This window comes from Achromobacter kerstersii, from assembly GCF_902859595.1.
Taxonomy (GTDB): Bacteria; Pseudomonadota; Gammaproteobacteria; order Burkholderiales; family Burkholderiaceae_B; genus Achromobacter; species Achromobacter kerstersii.
The window spans coordinates 53,122-67,159 of the sequence record NZ_CADIJQ010000012.1 but is presented as its reverse complement, the minus strand read 5'-3'; the positions used below and the strand labels follow the sequence as shown (position 1 = coordinate 67,159).

Here is a 14,038-nt window from a genome sequence, read left to right as displayed (position 1 = left end):
TGGCGGGGTCAGACCGCCAGCCATTCCTGGACGACGTCCTGGCGCTCATGCAGCTGCGCGGGCGGTCCTTCGAACACGATGCGGCCGTGGCCCATGACGCTGACCCGCGTGGACACCTTCAGCGCAATCGTCAGCTTTTGCTCCACCAGCACCACCGAAACGCCGCGCTTGTGGATATCGCGGATGACGTCGGCAATCACTTCCACGATCTTCGGCGCCAGCCCTTCGGTGGGCTCGTCGATCAGCATCACCTTGGGGTTGCCCAGCAGCGAACGGCACATGGTCAGCATCTGCTGTTCGCCGCCCGACAGGTTGCCGGCCTTGGTGTTGCTGCGTTCTTTCAGGCGCGGGAAGTAGTCGAACATCTGCGCGGCCGTCCAGTAGGGCGCGTCGTCTCGCTTGGGCTGTTCGCCCATGCGCAGGTTTTCGTCCACGGTCAGGTTGGCGAAGACTTCGCGCTCTTCAGGCACAAAGCCCACGCCTGCGCGTGCGATTTCGAAGGGGCGTTTGTTGGTGATGTCGCGCCCTTCGATGGCGATGCGCCCGCCGGTCACGTCCACCAGACCCATGATGCTTTTCATGGTGGTGGAGCGGCCCGCGCCGTTGCGGCCCAGCAGGCTGACGACTTCGCCTTGCCCGATGGACAAGTCGATGCCGTGCAGGATGTGGCTCTTGCCGTAGTGCGCGTGCACGCCGTGCAGGCTGAGCAGGGGGGAGTGCGCAGGGGCGTGCGCGGGGGATGTTGTCGTCATACCGTTTCCTCTCCCAGGTAGGCTTCGCGCACGCGGGCGTCGCCGCGAATTTCTGCGGGCGTGCCGGTGGCAAGGATCTCGCCATAGACCAGCACGCTGATGCGGTCGGCCAGCGAGAACACCACCTGCATATCGTGTTCGACGATCAGCAAAGTGCAGTCGCGCGTCACGTCTTTGATGAGTTCTACCGTGTAGTCGACTTCGTGCTGCGACATGCCGGCCATCGGCTCGTCCAGCAAGATGACTTTCGGGCGCGAGGCCAGCGTCATGCCGATTTCCAGCGAGCGCTGTTCGGAGTAGTTCAGGTCGCCGGCGGCGGTGGCTTGCTTGGCCGTCAGGCGCACTTTTTCCAGCAGACGGTCCACGTCTTCGTTGACGGCGCGGTTGCGCGCAATGGGGCGCCAGAAGTTGTAGACCAGCCCGTGCATGCGCAGCACCGCCAGGCGCAGGTTTTCACGCACGGACAGGCGCGGGAACACGTTGGTGATCTGAAACGATCGCGCCAGGCCCAGCCGGTTGATGGCTTCGGGGGCCAGGCCGCCAATGGAGCGCGAACGCAGGCTGATATCACCCGAGGTGGGCGCAAACGAACCCGACATCAGGTGGAACAGCGTGGACTTGCCCGCGCCGTTGGGGCCGATGACGGCATGGCGTTCACCGGCTTCAATCGCCAGGTTCACGCCGCGGATGATCTGCGCTTCGCCAAAGGACTTGCGCACGTCGGTCAGGGTCAGGATCTCGTGGCTCATTTTGCGGGCTCCAGCACAGGGGCGGCATCGCCGTCGTTACGCCACATCGCCATCGCCCAGCGGCAAGCCAACAGGCCCGCGGCGAACAGCGCCACCGGAATCAGCCAGGTCGAGACCGCAAGCGGCGCCCAGTCGTGGCCGAAAAGGGGAATGGCGGGCCAGCCGGCGTCGGGGTTCATGGCGAGCAGCGCGCGGTAGTCACGCGCGAACATGCGTTGCAAGAGCTCTACCGAAAACACGGTGGCGGCGGTCAGCAGCAGGCCGCCGGCAACCGACACGATGGCGCGCGGCAGCCAGTTGGCCAGGCCGCGCTCGCGCAGCGACTTGGCGGCGCGTTGCACCAGGCCCACCAGGCCGTCCGGCACGAACAGCATCACCAGCACAAACAGAATGCCTTGATACAGCAGCCACGAACGCGTGATGTCGGCCAGCGTCTGCGACAGGAACGTCAGGATGGACGCGCCCAGCACCGGCCCCAGGAAGGCATTGACGCCGCCGATGTAGGCGAACAGCACGGCATCGGTCGACAGCTTGACCTCGAACAGCACGTAGTTGCCGGCCTCGATGTTCAAGGCCTGCAACCCTCCCGCGATGCCCGCGAACATGGCCGACAACGCAAACACCATCGTCTTCAGCGCATGCGGGCGGTAACCCAGATAGCGCAGGCGGTTGGCGTTTTCACGCAGACCCAGCGTGAGCCGGCCCAGCGGCGTGCGGGTCAGGCCATACAGCGCGGCCAGCGAGATCAGCACCCAGGCCAGCACCAGGAAGTACACCTCGATGTCGGAGCCGAAGGTGAAGCCCCATGCCGGCATGCGCATGGCGGACACGCCCGCTTCGCCGCCGAACACGCCTTTCAGGTGCGGCGCCAATGCGTGCAGCAGTTCAGCCAGCGCCAAGGTGATCATCGAAAAGTACACGCCGGAACGCATGGTGGCGAACCAGCCGGCGACCAAGCCGAACAGCAGCCCGGCCACGCCGCCCACCAGCGGCATCAGCGGCGTGGGCAAGAGGCCCGCGCCACCCAATGCGTTCATCGCGTGGATGGTGGCGAACGTACCTACGCCAAAGTACGCGGCGTGGCCAAAGGACAGCATGCCGCCCTGGCCGGCCAACAGATTGAACGCGCAGGCAAACAGCGCGGCGATCAGCATCTGCACGGCTGCCACCAGCTGGCCCGGAGGCAGCAGCCAGGGCAGCGCGCACAGCGCCGCCACACACGCAATCAACAACAAGGCGCCAGAGGCTTTACGGGTGTGGCTCATGCCTGCTCTCCCTTCAGGCCCGACGGCTTCACCAGCAGCACCACCAGCATCAGCAGGAAGGGCAGGGTGGCGGCCAGGCTGGAAATCTTCACGGTCATCAAACCGCCCACGCTTTCCGCCCACTCGCCCGCGCCGAACAGGCCGAACAGCGACGCCAGGCTGGCGTCGATACCGACCGAGAACGAACTGATCAGGCCGATCAGCAGCGACGCGATCATGGCGCCTTCCAGCGAACCGAGTCCGCCCACGACCACGACCACGAACACCAGCACGCCCAGTTCAAGCGCCATGTTGGGGTTGGTGGTGTAGAAGGCGCCGGCCACCGCACCGGCCAGGCCGGCCATGGCGGCGCCCACGCCGAACACGCTCATGAACACCAGCGGCACGTTGTGGCCCAGCGCTTCGGCCATGCGCGGCCGGTAGATGGCCGAGCGCACGACGATGCCCACGCGGGTGCGCGACAGCAGCAGGTAGATGACGGCGAACATCGCCAGCGACACGCCGCCCATCAAGAGGCGGTAGAAGGGGTAGTCCGCATCGAACACGCGGAAGGCCGCGAAGTTCAGGAATTGCGGCACGCGGTAGTCCACGGGGAAGTCACCGTAGAACAGCTTGATCAGCTCAGCCACGATGAACGCCAGGCCAAAGGTCACCAGCAGTTCCTGCGCGTGGCCGAACTTGTGGACGCGGCGCAGGAAGAAGCGTTCAACGCCCATGCCCAGCACGCCCGAGATGATCGTCGCCAGCACCAGCGCCACCCAGAAACCGGTGACGGGCGTCAGCGTGTAGGCGGCGTAGGCGCCGATCATGTAGAACGACGCGTGCGCAAAATTCAGCACGCCCATCATTCCGAAAATCAGTGTCAGGCCTGCCGACACCATGAATAGCAGCAGGCCGTAAATCACGCCGTTCAACAGCGAGACGGTAAAGTATTCCATGTCCGCTCCATAATTCTTGCGCTAAGACGTCACGCGTCTTGCGAGCGATTGCGCACGTTGTTTTTCCGGCCCGCGCCGGGAGTGCGCTTATTGGGGCTGGGTGATGATGGGTTGCGCGCGCGTGGCAAGGTGTCGTTGGCCAGGCGCGCGCAAGCCATCATCCCGTTCTTAATTCGGCCGCTGCATCTTGCAGGTTTCCTGCACCGGCGCCGACACGTCCGCCGCCGCCAACACCTTCACCGGCTCAAAGCCCATGTCCGTGCCGTCGGCCTTGTACTTGGCGTTCTTGCTCACTTTCGACACCACCATCGGCAACTGCACCTGGTGGTCTTCGGCGCGCATCGTGTAGGCGCCCAGCGACGACGTGTACGTTACCTTTTCCAAAGCCTTCGCCAGTTCCGGCACGGACAGCTTGCCGTCCTTGGGCTGCACCTGCTTTAACGCTTCACCCAGGAAGCGCACGCCGATCACGGTTTGCGGTTCGGTGTAGCTGGGGTAGTGGCCGGTCTTGGACTTGTAGTCTTCGGCGAACTTGGCGCCTTCTTCGCCCGCGGCTTCGATGTTGTACGGGTGAGCGATGTAGTGGCCCAGCGCGACGTCGCCGGCGTTGGCCAGGTTGCCCACCTGGTCCAGGAACACGGTGGCGAAACGCACCTTCAGGCCGGCGGCCTGCGTGGCCTTCATCAACAGCAGCAGGTCGTTGGACCAGTTGCCGGTGATGACGGTGTCGGGCGTGGCCGAGCGGATGCGCGCAACGTAGGGCGCGAAGTCCTGGATCTTGTTGACTTCGTGCAGCGTCTTGCCCACCACTTCATAGCCGTACTGGTTGGCGAAGCGCTCGGTGGCGCCTTCCATGTCCTGGCCCCAGGAATAGTTCTGGTTGATGGCGTACACGCGCTTGCCCAGCGTGCCGTCGGCCGACATGACCGAGGCCAGCGACTTCACGCGCAGGTCGGCGTTGGTGGTGAAGCGGAAGTGATAGAAGTGGCACTTCTGGCCGGTCAGTTCCAGGGCTTCGCCGCCCACGTTCAGGAATACGACTTCCTTGCCGGGGTTGCGCAGATTGTGTTTGCGCACGTCTTCGGTCAGCTGCCCCGAGATGGCGGACGACGAACCCTGCACCAGCACCTGCACGCCTTCAGCGGCTGCGGCGCGGAAGCGGTCGGACGCGCCGACAGGGCCGCCCTGGTTGTCGAACTCAACGAGTTCCAGCGGCTGGCCGTTCCAGCCGCCCGCGGCATTGATGCGGTCCAGCTCGTATTTGACGGCGGCGCGGAACATCAGGCCGGTGGACGCTTGCGGGCCGGACAAGGTTTCGATCAGACCGATCTTGACGGGTGCGGCGTGCGCCGATGCGGCAAAGCCGGCCAGGCACAGCAGGCCGGTAGTGAAAGCCAATTTCATGCGTGTCTCCTCCGTGGGACGGGAGTGGTAAGTGCGTGAGTCGATCAAGCGCGCTTGGTGGCGGCTCTTGTGTGGCTGGGAGTCGTGCAAGGGGGAGGGGATAAACGCGAGATAGGGGCGAATACGGTCGTGCTGCCGGTGATATTCACCCTGTTGTCTCCTGCCTGTTTTGCGGCGCTCGGCCTTGTTTTTGCTGACTGGCTTGCCTGAAAACGTGACTTGATTTACGCTTTCGGAATAAGTTGTCAGGCAACTTTATTAAGTTGTCCGATAAATCATAGGGCAAGCGATTTTCTTGTGTCAAGCGGCGGATTCAGGAGTTCAATCAAAGATTCCGCGGCGGCCGGGAAGGCAGCAGGCACGCCCATAACAAGCTTGGAGACAGGATGATCTCGTTTGAAGGACAGGTGGCCGTGATCACCGGCGCGGGCAATGGCATCGGCTTGGCGACGGCGCGGCTGATGGCCGCCCACGGCGCGCGGCTGGTGCTGACTGACATCAACAACGCGCGCCTGGAAGAGGTTGCAGCCGAGCTGGACCCGACCGGGCAGCGCGTCTACACGCATGCGCTGGACGTGTCCGTCTCGCATGATTGCGAACGCGTGTTCGATGCGGCCGCCAAGCATTTCGGCGGGCTGGATCACCTGGTGCATTGCGCCGGCATCTACCCGGAACAACTGGTCAAAGACACCAGCGACGAGGCCTGGCGCACGCTGATGCGCGTGAACCTGGACGGCACCTTCTACACGTGCCGGGCGGCGCAGCGCCACCTGCGTCACAACGGCTCCATCGTGCTGTTGACGTCGCTGGCCGCGCAGCGCGGCAGCTACGCGCACGCCGCCTATTCCGCGTCCAAGGGCGCGGTGCAGAGCTTCACGCGCAGCCTGGCGCTGGAGCTGGCCCCGCAGATCCGCGTGAACGCGGTGGCGCCGGGCATCATCGCCACATCCATGACGCATGACCTGATTGGCCAGAAAGGCGCGCAGCTGCTGGAAAGCACGCCGCTACGCCGCTTTGGCACGGCCGAAGAGATCGCCGGGTCCATCGCCTTCCTGTGCTCGCCGCTGGCGGGCTTCGTGACCGGGGAAGTCATGCAGGTCAACGGCGGCATCTATATCGCTTAAAGTGCAGGACGCCGCCATTACGAGTTCACGATTTTCCATGTCGACGAATCCAGACCAGGACCCGCCGCGCAACGCGCCCAAGAGTTCGCTTTCCGCGGGCTTGGCCGACACGCTGGCCGAGCAGATACGCCAAGGGGTGCTTGCCCCCGGCGACCGCCTGCCCACCGAAAAGCAGCTGACCGAAACGTATTCGGTCAGCCGCGCCGTCGTGCGCGAGGCGCTGGCCCGGCTGAAGTCCGAAGGGCTCATCACGTCTCAGCAGGGCAGCGGCGTGTTCGTGGACCCCAACTTCCAGCGCAACGCGTTTCGTATCGCCGCGCCCACGCCGGGCGACACGCAGGACCTGGAACACATCCTGGAACTGATGCTGTCCATCGAAGTCACCGCCGCGCGCTACGCAGCGCAGCGCCGCACGGATCAGGACTTGAAGAAGATGCGCCAGGCGCTGGTCGGCATGGAGTACGCGCTGATCAACGACAAGCTGGGCGATGAAGAGGACTACCAGTTCCATCAGGCCATCGTGCAGGCCACCCACAACCCGCATCTGGTGTCGCTGAACGATTATCTGGAAGCGAATGTGCGGCGCGTCATTCGCAGCGCGCGCAACAACACGGCGCGCCGGTATGCGGAACGCATGGCCGCCGTGCAAAGCGAGCATCAGGCGATCTTTGTGGCTATCGAAGGGTCAGACCCGGATGCCGCCGGGCGCGCGGCGGAACAGCATCTGCGCAACGCGGCAGATCGCCTGCGCTTGTTTCAGGCCGAACGCCCCGCGCCGGTGTAGGCGGCGGGGCGGGGTGGCCTGGCTTCGCTTCAGGCGAAGGTCTGTTCCATTTCGCGGCGGAATTGCACGGCCGTTGAGCGCTCGTCGTATTCCACGTCGCGCCAGCGGATCGCCTGCGATTGCCGCACGGGGTGTTTCAGTTTGACCTGATGCGACAGCCCCAGCGGCAGATAGCCTTCTTCCACGGAATCAGGCGCGGGCATCAGCCGGCCATACACCGTGTAGCCGCCTTCGCCATCCAGAATCTGGCCGGCCTGCAAATCGCGCTTGGCGGTGGCGACCACATCGCCGTGCCAGCCGGCGGGCGCGCCAGTGGGTTCACGCCGCAGCCCGACGCTGGCCACGCTGATGCCCAGCTCCAACCCGATCAGGTGATAGGGCTTGTACATGGCGGTGTAGTTGCCGCTGGGGTCCGTCACCAGTCCGTATTCCTGGAAGCAGCGGCGCACGTAATCGCTATCGGCCGCAAGCGTCACATACACGCCCCAGCGCAGGTCGCGAAACACGGGGCGGCCATCGCGTTCCAACGATGAAATCACTTCCACCTGGCCGCGATGGTGCAAGATGCCGCCGTCCTCGCGCGGGCGCAGCACACGGGCCAGATCGTCCACGCCGCAAGGCGGGAAGTGCAGGCCCGACGGCGACGGCAGCAAGCCCGTGGCGTTGGACACCGCCGCCATCTCGATGGCGCTTTTGGTGCCGTCCAGAAAGCTGTTGAACATCTGCGCGTTGAAGTCGCCCGCCGCCACCATTTCCGCGGTGAAGCCGTAGTACGGCCACACGGTGTCGGGCGTGGACGTGTGAAATTCGGGCAGGTATTTCGTGCCCTTGCCGGCCGCCATCACTTCGAAACCGGACGCGCGCGCCCAATCCACCATTTCGCAGATCAGCGCAGGCTGGTCGCCGTAGGCCAGTGAATAGACGATGCCCGCTTCGCGCGCGCGGCGCGCCAACAGCGGGCCGGCCAGCGCGTCGGCTTCAACATTGACCATGATGATGTGCTTGCCGTATTCGCAGCAGGCCAGCACGTGGGTGATGCCGGCGGCGGCCTGGCCGGTGGCGTCGATAACGATGTCGACGTCGGGACTCGCGATGATGGCCAAGGGGTCATCGCTGAAGAAGACTTTGCCGTTCTTCAGCGCGTCGTTGGTGTTGGCGGCGTTAAGGGCGCTGGCGGGCCAGCCGACGCGGGTCAGGGCGGCGCGGGCGCGGTCGGGCGCCAGATCCGCCACCGCCACCAGCCGCATCCCCGGCGTGCGGGGAGCCTGGCTCATGAACATGGCGCCGAACTTTCCGGCGCCCAACAGTGCAACTCGTAAAGGCTTGTGGTCGGCTTCTCGCTGCTTGAGCAGACGGTACAGATTCATGGTGCGGGCTCCTCCGGGGTGGGGGGGTACAGCCAACACAGAATAGTCCTAATTCATGACCGCTGAACAGGATTCAGGCGAACTCACTCGTCTGCTGTATAGAGCTCGCCCGCCAGCACATTGCGCCACGTCGACCACGTGATGCGGGGCCGGTCGGTAACGTGCCGGTTGTAAGGCGTGTCAAACAGAATGTGTTTCCAGCGCGGCTTCACGGCGCCTTCAATCAGGGGCTTGTCGTCGATCAGCAGATGGCCTTGAACCAGCGTCTTGTCTTTGGTCAGGATCAGCCGGTGCGTGGCGTCGCGGCCCAGGTTCTTTTCTACCCACAGGTATTTTTCGGCCACGCAATTTTCAAACTGCGATAGCGGCGACGTGCAGATGCGCACGTCCATGCCCAGCGCCAGCAATTCGCGCACGGCGTCCAGCGCGCCGGGCACGGGCGGCAGGTTGCGGATGAAGCCGGGCGCGGTGTAGATGGCCTCGGCCATATCGCGTAGTTCGGGGCCGTAATCCTCGCGGATGTAGAACGACTTGCGGTCTTCAAATTCAATGGGCGCGATGTCGGGGTAGCGCGCGCGCCAGGCGTCGATGAACGCGTGTTCGAAATCGGCCAGCACGCCGTCTTGGTCCAGCAGGATGATCATGGCGATCCCAGGGGGTTGTGCAAGCGCCTGATTGTGCCAGAGCCCGGCTAGGGTTCCACGGGGCGCGATTGCGCAACGATGCGGTAGCGGCTGCCGCCCGTCAGCGATTCGGACGCCACCAGCACCATGCGGTCATAGCGCCAGACGAGCGGTTCAGGGGGCTGCTCAGCAGGGGCCAGCTCAGGGGAGCGATCGGGGGAGCGATCTGAGGCGTGATCGGGGGAGTGATCTGAGGCGTGATCTGAGGCGTGATCAGGGGAGTGATCAGGGGAGTGATCAGGGGAGTGATCAGGGGAGTGATCAGGGGGGAAATCCGGCGTGCCTTCGGCCGGACCCGCACGTTCGATATTGCGCAGCAGTGTGACGTGCGGTCGGAAAGGCTGGGGCGGCGCAGCCAGGCCGAATCCGGCCAGCCAACGCCACAGTTCGTCATGCACGGCTTGCAGCGCGGCAGGGGTGGCGCGCGGCCCGGCCCAGAGGATGCGCTGGCGTTTGAATACGCCGTAATGATCCAGCGTGACCTCGCCCGGCGGCAGCCGGAGTTCCGGCGTGGCGGCGGCAAGCTTGTCGGCCAGTTGCGCATCCACGGGGCCGAGAAAGGCCAGGGTCAGGTGCAGCGTTTCGGTGCGCATGACGCGCCCGCCGCAGGCAGGCCGGGCGGCTTCCGCCCAGCCGGCAAGCGAGGCGGCAAGCGGGGGCGACGGCCACAGGGCGAAGAAGAGACGGACGGTGGACATGCGCTGATTGTAGGCGCGCAGCGTCCCGTTCCGTCGTCGCTTGCCCTTCAGGTGTCGGTGGTTTCCGACTTGTTGCGCAGGCGCGAGAGCGCGGTGTCAAAGCGTTCGACGCCGGGCCGGGCAGGGCGGTCGAACCGCTCTACGCCAGGGCGGGCCGGTTTGTCGAAACGTTCCACACCGGGGCGCGCAGGCTTGTCGAAACGTTCTACGCCAGGACGATCAAAGCGTTCCACACCCGGCCGGGTGAAGCGTTCGACACGCTGCGGCGTTTGCGTCTTGGCTTGCACGCTTTGCGCCGCGGCCTGTTCGCGCTTGGCGATGATTTCCTCGGCGCGCTGGTGGTGCGGCGCCATCTTGCGCACCATCACCCGGCCATCACGCGGGAAGTAATTGATGCGCCGCGCATGCACGTCGCCCAGGTCCTGCCCCTTGACCGGAATGCCTTCCGTGCGCAGGTAGTTCAGGACGAATTCGCCGTTGCGCTCGCCAATGTTCATCTGCTGCATGGCGCTTAGCACCGCGCCGCCGCCGAACACCTTGGCTTCCAGGCGGTCGCGCACGGCGCCCGCTTTGAGCAGTTCGTTGATCAGCACTTCCATGGCAAACGCGCCATAGCGCATCGTGGCCGACGCGGGCGACTGCATGTCGCCTTCCGGCAACATGAAATGGTTCATGCCGCCCACGCCCGTGACCGGGTCATGGATACAGGCGGCAACACACGACCCGAGTACGGTCGAGATCATCAGGTCTTCGTCGGTGACGTAGTACTCGTTGGGGAGCACTTTCACCGCCTGACATTGGAACGCGCTATCGAAATAGTGGCGCGTTGCACGGGCTTCAAGACGGGCGACCATGGGACTTAAGGGGCAAGAACAGCGATTGGGACACGAAGGACGTAGCTCGGTAAAACAGCGAATGTTTCAAAAAGTGTAAAAAAATGTCGCTTTATTCTTGCATATCCCAGCGGACAACGGGGGAAATGCTTGTAACGGCTGCGACGTGATACGTCCCTGATTATTAACGCGCTTTCCTCTCCCTGGCGCATCGCCGGCTGATTGCTGGACGCTCGAAGACGTAGTCTCCGCCCGTAAGGGACGGCTTGGAATCATCGTACACAGCCACGCATGAAGCCTTTCCCCGGATCACGGGGAGGTTCAGGCTTCATACGTGGCTTTATGGAAGATTTTCCGGGCGCGGCCGCCCTGGCGCGGTGTGAACGTACTGGTATGGGAATACCAGCGCAGGTGCCCGCGCCGCTGCGATCAGAACCGCGTGCTGCGCGTCACCGACCAGCGGGCCGACAAGGCGCCCAAGGCGGCAGAGGCCACCACGGCGAAGATCAGCACGGACGCGCCCGGCAGGTGCAGGGCGAATTCCGCGCCGTAGCTGCGGGCAAGCCCAAGCAGGGCGTCGTTCAGCGGTGACAGCGCAATGGCCGACACGCCAATCGCCAGCAGTGACGCCACGGCGCCCGACAGCGCACCCAGGTACAAAAACGGCCGGCGCACGAAGGATTCCGTGGCGCCCACCAAGCGGGCGACGCCAATTTCTTCACGTTGCGACAGCGCTTGCATGCGCACGGTGTTGAACACCGTGGCCAGCACCACGACGGCGACGCACGCGGCCAGGAAACCCAGGCCGATGCGCGCAAAACGCAGAATGGCTTCCAGGCGCTGCACCCAGGCGCTGTCCAGCTGCACCAGGTCTACGTGATTCCATTGTTTCCAGGCGCCGGCCAGCTTGTCGGCGCGCCCGGCCAGGTTGTCGCCATCGGCCAGCGTCACGACCACGGCGTCCGGCAGCGGGTTGCCGGGCAGCACGGCCAGCGCCTGCTGCCACGCCGGATTGGCGCGCAGATCGGCCAGTGCGGCATCGCGTCCCACCACGCGCACGGCGCGCACGTCTTCCTGATATTCGTCCTTGATGCGTTTAGCCACGTCTGCCGCGGCGCCCGATGGAGCATCCACGCGCATGAACACAGTCACTTCCGGGGTAACGGACATCTGCCGCGCCACGGGTTGGACCGACACCAGAATGGCGCTGCCCAGCAACGGCAGGGCCAATGCCAGCGCCATCACCAGCAGGTTGGCCAAGGATGAGAACGGTTGTTTGGCCAGCCGGCGCAGCGTGACCATCAACGCATAGCGGTGTTGCCGCAGCCAGGCGTTCATGACGAGGCTCCCGGATGGCCCATGCCGGGTTCCGCGCGGCCGCCGCCCGTGCGGGGCGGGGCGGCTTGAGGCGGTGCGGCGTCTGGGGGCGGGGCGGACCCGTTCGAATCGGCGAACTTGCCCGGGTCGATGCGCAAGGTGCGAGTGGCGTAGCGCGCCATGAGGTCCTGGTCGTGCGAGGCGATCAGCGTCGTCACGCCCACGCGGTTGAAGTCGCGGAACACGTTCATGATGCGTTGCGCGTTGTCGTGGTCAAGGTTGGCGGTGGGTTCATCCGCAATCAGGATGGCGGGCCGGTTCACGATGGCGCGCGCAATCGCCAGCCGCTGCTGTTCGCCGCCCGATAGTTCGATGGGATTCAAATCTTCTTTGCCCGACAGCCCCACTTTGTCCAGCGCGGCGCGGGCGCGCGCGGCGGCGGAATCCCAGGGGTGCCCCTGAACCGCCAACGGCAGCATCACGTTTTCGAACGCGCTTCGATCGAACAACAGATGGGTGTCTTGCAAGATGACGCCTACGGCGCGGCGCAAGTACGGCCGGGCCCGTGCGGGCAGCTTGTCCAGCCGCTGGCCGTTGACCTGGATGGACCCGCGGCTAGCGGGCTCCAGCCCGCCAATCAGCTTGAGCAGTGTGGACTTGCCGGCGCCGGACGGCCCCGAGACGAAAACGAATTCTCCCGCGCTTACGCGGAAGTTGATGTCGGCCAGAATATTTCGGCCGCGACCATATGATTTGAATACGTGTTGGAATTCGATCATGGCGGCTGTCAGATGAAGCCGCAATAGTAACTCGGGGACAGTAAGGAGACCTAAGCCGATTCGTGCCTGCCCTGTGAAAAAGCATTACGCCGTGACCAGGTGGACACCTTTTGATCAGAACGAAATGAACGCGTCTCGGACGGGTTCGAAATAGGTGAAAACGCGTCCCCGTTTTCGTACGAAAACGACGTTTGATTTCGCCAGTGTCCCTATATTTCAAGGGAATTCCCGGATGCGCCGCGTGCTTCGTGGACGCTACCATCCGCCCCATGCGTCGGCCCAACCCGGCTCGCGCAAGGCTCGCTTTATCCCACACGGAGATCACGATGAAGTACTGAAACTCGCTGCTATTGGCGCGGCATTGTTCGCTGTTTCGGCAGCCGCCAATGCGGGCGCGACCTTCGATAACGTCAAGAAAAAAGGGTTTGTCCAGTGCGGCGTGTCGACGGGCATTCCGGGTTTCTCCATCGCCGACAGCAAGGGCGAGTACAAGGGCATTGACGTGGACATGTGCCGCGCCATCGCGTCGACCATGTTCGGCGATGCCTCCAAGGTGAAGTTCACGCCGCTGAACACGCAGCAACGCTTCACCGCGCTGCAATCCGGCGAAGTCGACGTGCTGACCCGCAACACCACCGTGACGCTGACCCGCGACACGACGCTGGGCCTGATCGGCGTTGGCGTGAACTACTACGACTCGCAAGGCGTCATGGTCTCCAAGGACCTGAACGTCAAGAGCGCAAAGGAACTGAACGGCGCCACGATCTGCGTGCAGCCGGGCACGACCACCGAGCTGAACCTGGCTGACTGGTTCCGCGGCCAGAAGATCGAATTCAAGCCGGTCGTGATCGACAAGTACGACGAAATCATCCGCGCCTTCTCGGCCGGCCGCTGCGACGCCTTCACGACCGACAAGTCGCAACTGGCTTCCACCCGCACCACGCTCGAGAATCCGGACAAGTTCGTCATCCTGCCGGAAGACTTCTCGAAGGAACCGTTGGGCCCCATGGTTCGCCAGGGCGACGAGCAATGGTTCAACATCGTGCGCTGGTCGCTGAACGCCATGCTGGAAGCCGAGGAATACGGCATCACCAAGGCGAACGTGGATGAAATGCTGAAGAGCCCCAACCCCAACATCCAGCGCATCCTGGGCGTGACCCCGGGCATGGGCAAGAACCTGGGCGTGGACGACAAGTGGGCCTACAACATCATCAAGAACGTGGGCAACTACGGTGAAAGCTTCGAAAACACGCTGGGCAAGAACAGCGCGATGAAGCTGGAACGTGGCTTGAACGCGTCGTACAAGCAAGGCGGTTTGATGTACGGCTGGCCGGTGCGCTAACAT

14 protein-coding genes are annotated in these 14,038 nt (G+C 64.2%); 3 read left to right on the top strand and 11 right to left on the bottom strand.

All coding sequences use genetic code 11. The annotated features are described in order from the left end of the window. Positions 1–8 precede the first annotated feature (8 nt). From HV765_RS26925 to HV765_RS26905, 5 genes are all read right to left on the bottom strand, one after another. The gene (locus HV765_RS26925; protein ID WP_054427051.1) at positions 9–752 is read right to left on the bottom strand and encodes an ABC transporter ATP-binding protein; all 744 of its coding nucleotides are present in this window, start codon (positions 750–752) and stop codon (positions 9–11) included. Beyond that, positions 749–1,501, bottom strand: a complete 753-nt coding sequence (locus HV765_RS26920; RefSeq protein WP_054427052.1) for an ABC transporter ATP-binding protein — start codon at positions 1,499–1,501, stop codon at positions 749–751. Before HV765_RS26920 ends, HV765_RS26925 begins: the two co-directional genes overlap by 4 nt. Then, the gene (locus HV765_RS26915; RefSeq protein ID WP_054427053.1) at positions 1,498–2,766 is read right to left on the bottom strand and encodes a branched-chain amino acid ABC transporter permease; all 1,269 of its coding nucleotides are present in this window, start codon (positions 2,764–2,766) and stop codon (positions 1,498–1,500) included. The genes HV765_RS26920 and HV765_RS26915 overlap by 4 nt, the downstream gene beginning before the upstream one ends. Next, entirely contained in the window at positions 2,763–3,704 is a 942-nt protein-coding gene (locus tag HV765_RS26910) for a branched-chain amino acid ABC transporter permease (RefSeq protein WP_054427054.1), read from the bottom strand. Before HV765_RS26910 ends, HV765_RS26915 begins: the two co-directional genes overlap by 4 nt. Before the next feature lie 168 nt (positions 3,705–3,872). After that, entirely contained in the window at positions 3,873–5,108 is a 1,236-nt protein-coding gene (locus HV765_RS26905) for a branched-chain amino acid ABC transporter substrate-binding protein (protein WP_175171542.1), read from the bottom strand. Between the two features lie 386 nt (positions 5,109–5,494). Here HV765_RS26905 and HV765_RS26900 point away from each other — a divergent pair, with 386 nt between their 5' ends. Both HV765_RS26900 and HV765_RS26895 read left to right on the top strand, forming a co-directional pair. Beyond that, positions 5,495–6,232 (top strand): SDR family NAD(P)-dependent oxidoreductase, encoded by a 738-nt coding sequence (locus HV765_RS26900; RefSeq protein ID WP_054427056.1) that lies wholly within the window; start codon positions 5,495–5,497, stop codon positions 6,230–6,232. A gap of 37 nt (positions 6,233–6,269) precedes the next feature. Beyond that, positions 6,270–7,016: a FadR/GntR family transcriptional regulator gene (locus HV765_RS26895; protein ID WP_054427057.1), complete on the top strand. Its 747-nt coding sequence runs from the start codon at positions 6,270–6,272 to the stop codon at positions 7,014–7,016. Positions 7,017–7,045: 29 nt separating this feature from the next. On the opposite strand, the gene HV765_RS26890 is transcribed toward HV765_RS26895, so the two are convergent. From HV765_RS26890 to HV765_RS26860, 6 genes are all read right to left on the bottom strand, one after another. Further along, positions 7,046–8,383, bottom strand: coding sequence for an NAD(P)H-dependent oxidoreductase (locus tag HV765_RS26890; protein WP_054427058.1), 1,338 nt, complete (start codon positions 8,381–8,383; stop codon positions 7,046–7,048). An 83-nt stretch (positions 8,384–8,466) separates the two neighbouring features. Continuing rightward, entirely contained in the window at positions 8,467–9,027 is a 561-nt protein-coding gene (locus HV765_RS26885) for a 5'-3'-deoxyribonucleotidase (RefSeq protein WP_175171541.1), read from the bottom strand. A 47-nt stretch (positions 9,028–9,074) separates the two neighbouring features. Beyond that, positions 9,075–9,764: an RNA 2',3'-cyclic phosphodiesterase gene (gene thpR, locus HV765_RS31950; RefSeq protein ID WP_254600740.1), complete on the bottom strand. Its 690-nt coding sequence runs from the start codon at positions 9,762–9,764 to the stop codon at positions 9,075–9,077. A 47-nt stretch (positions 9,765–9,811) separates the two neighbouring features. Further along, positions 9,812–10,618 (bottom strand): chemoreceptor glutamine deamidase CheD, encoded by an 807-nt coding sequence (gene cheD / locus HV765_RS26870; protein ID WP_054427061.1) that lies wholly within the window; start codon positions 10,616–10,618, stop codon positions 9,812–9,814. A gap of 408 nt (positions 10,619–11,026) precedes the next feature. Beyond that, positions 11,027–11,935: a cell division protein FtsX gene (locus HV765_RS26865; RefSeq protein WP_054427062.1), complete on the bottom strand. Its 909-nt coding sequence runs from the start codon at positions 11,933–11,935 to the stop codon at positions 11,027–11,029. Then, entirely contained in the window at positions 11,932–12,693 is a 762-nt protein-coding gene (locus HV765_RS26860; protein ID WP_054427063.1) for a cell division ATP-binding protein FtsE, read from the bottom strand. Before HV765_RS26860 ends, HV765_RS26865 begins: the two co-directional genes overlap by 4 nt. Before the next feature lie 307 nt (positions 12,694–13,000). Between HV765_RS26860 and HV765_RS26855 the strand changes: the two genes are divergently transcribed. Further along, positions 13,001–14,035: an amino acid ABC transporter substrate-binding protein gene (locus HV765_RS26855; protein ID WP_175171612.1), complete on the top strand. Its 1,035-nt coding sequence runs from the start codon at positions 13,001–13,003 to the stop codon at positions 14,033–14,035. Positions 14,036–14,038 lie beyond the last annotated feature (3 nt).

Bases quoted from the DNA above. Each gene is read 5' to 3' on its own strand.
- HV765_RS26925 (WP_054427051.1), bottom strand. From the start codon at position 752: ATGACGACAACATCCCCCGCGCACGCCCCTGCGCACTCCCCCCTGCTC.
- HV765_RS26920 (WP_054427052.1), bottom strand. From the start codon at position 1,501: ATGAGCCACGAGATCCTGACCCTGACCGACGTGCGCAAGTCCTTTGGC.
- HV765_RS26915 (WP_054427053.1), bottom strand. From the start codon at position 2,766: ATGAGCCACACCCGTAAAGCCTCTGGCGCCTTGTTGTTGATTGCGTGT.
- HV765_RS26910 (WP_054427054.1), bottom strand. From the start codon at position 3,704: ATGGAATACTTTACCGTCTCGCTGTTGAACGGCGTGATTTACGGCCTG.
- HV765_RS26905 (WP_175171542.1), bottom strand. From the start codon at position 5,108: ATGAAATTGGCTTTCACTACCGGCCTGCTGTGCCTGGCCGGCTTTGCC.
- HV765_RS26900 (WP_054427056.1), top strand. From the start codon at position 5,495: ATGATCTCGTTTGAAGGACAGGTGGCCGTGATCACCGGCGCGGGCAAT.
- HV765_RS26895 (WP_054427057.1), top strand. From the start codon at position 6,270: ATGTCGACGAATCCAGACCAGGACCCGCCGCGCAACGCGCCCAAGAGT.
- HV765_RS26890 (WP_054427058.1), bottom strand. From the start codon at position 8,383: ATGAATCTGTACCGTCTGCTCAAGCAGCGAGAAGCCGACCACAAGCCT.
- HV765_RS26885 (WP_175171541.1), bottom strand. From the start codon at position 9,027: ATGATCATCCTGCTGGACCAAGACGGCGTGCTGGCCGATTTCGAACAC.
- thpR (WP_254600740.1), bottom strand. From the start codon at position 9,764: ATGTCCACCGTCCGTCTCTTCTTCGCCCTGTGGCCGTCGCCCCCGCTT.
- cheD (WP_054427061.1), bottom strand. From the start codon at position 10,618: ATGGTCGCCCGTCTTGAAGCCCGTGCAACGCGCCACTATTTCGATAGC.
- HV765_RS26865 (WP_054427062.1), bottom strand. From the start codon at position 11,935: ATGAACGCCTGGCTGCGGCAACACCGCTATGCGTTGATGGTCACGCTG.
- HV765_RS26860 (WP_054427063.1), bottom strand. From the start codon at position 12,693: ATGATCGAATTCCAACACGTATTCAAATCATATGGTCGCGGCCGAAAT.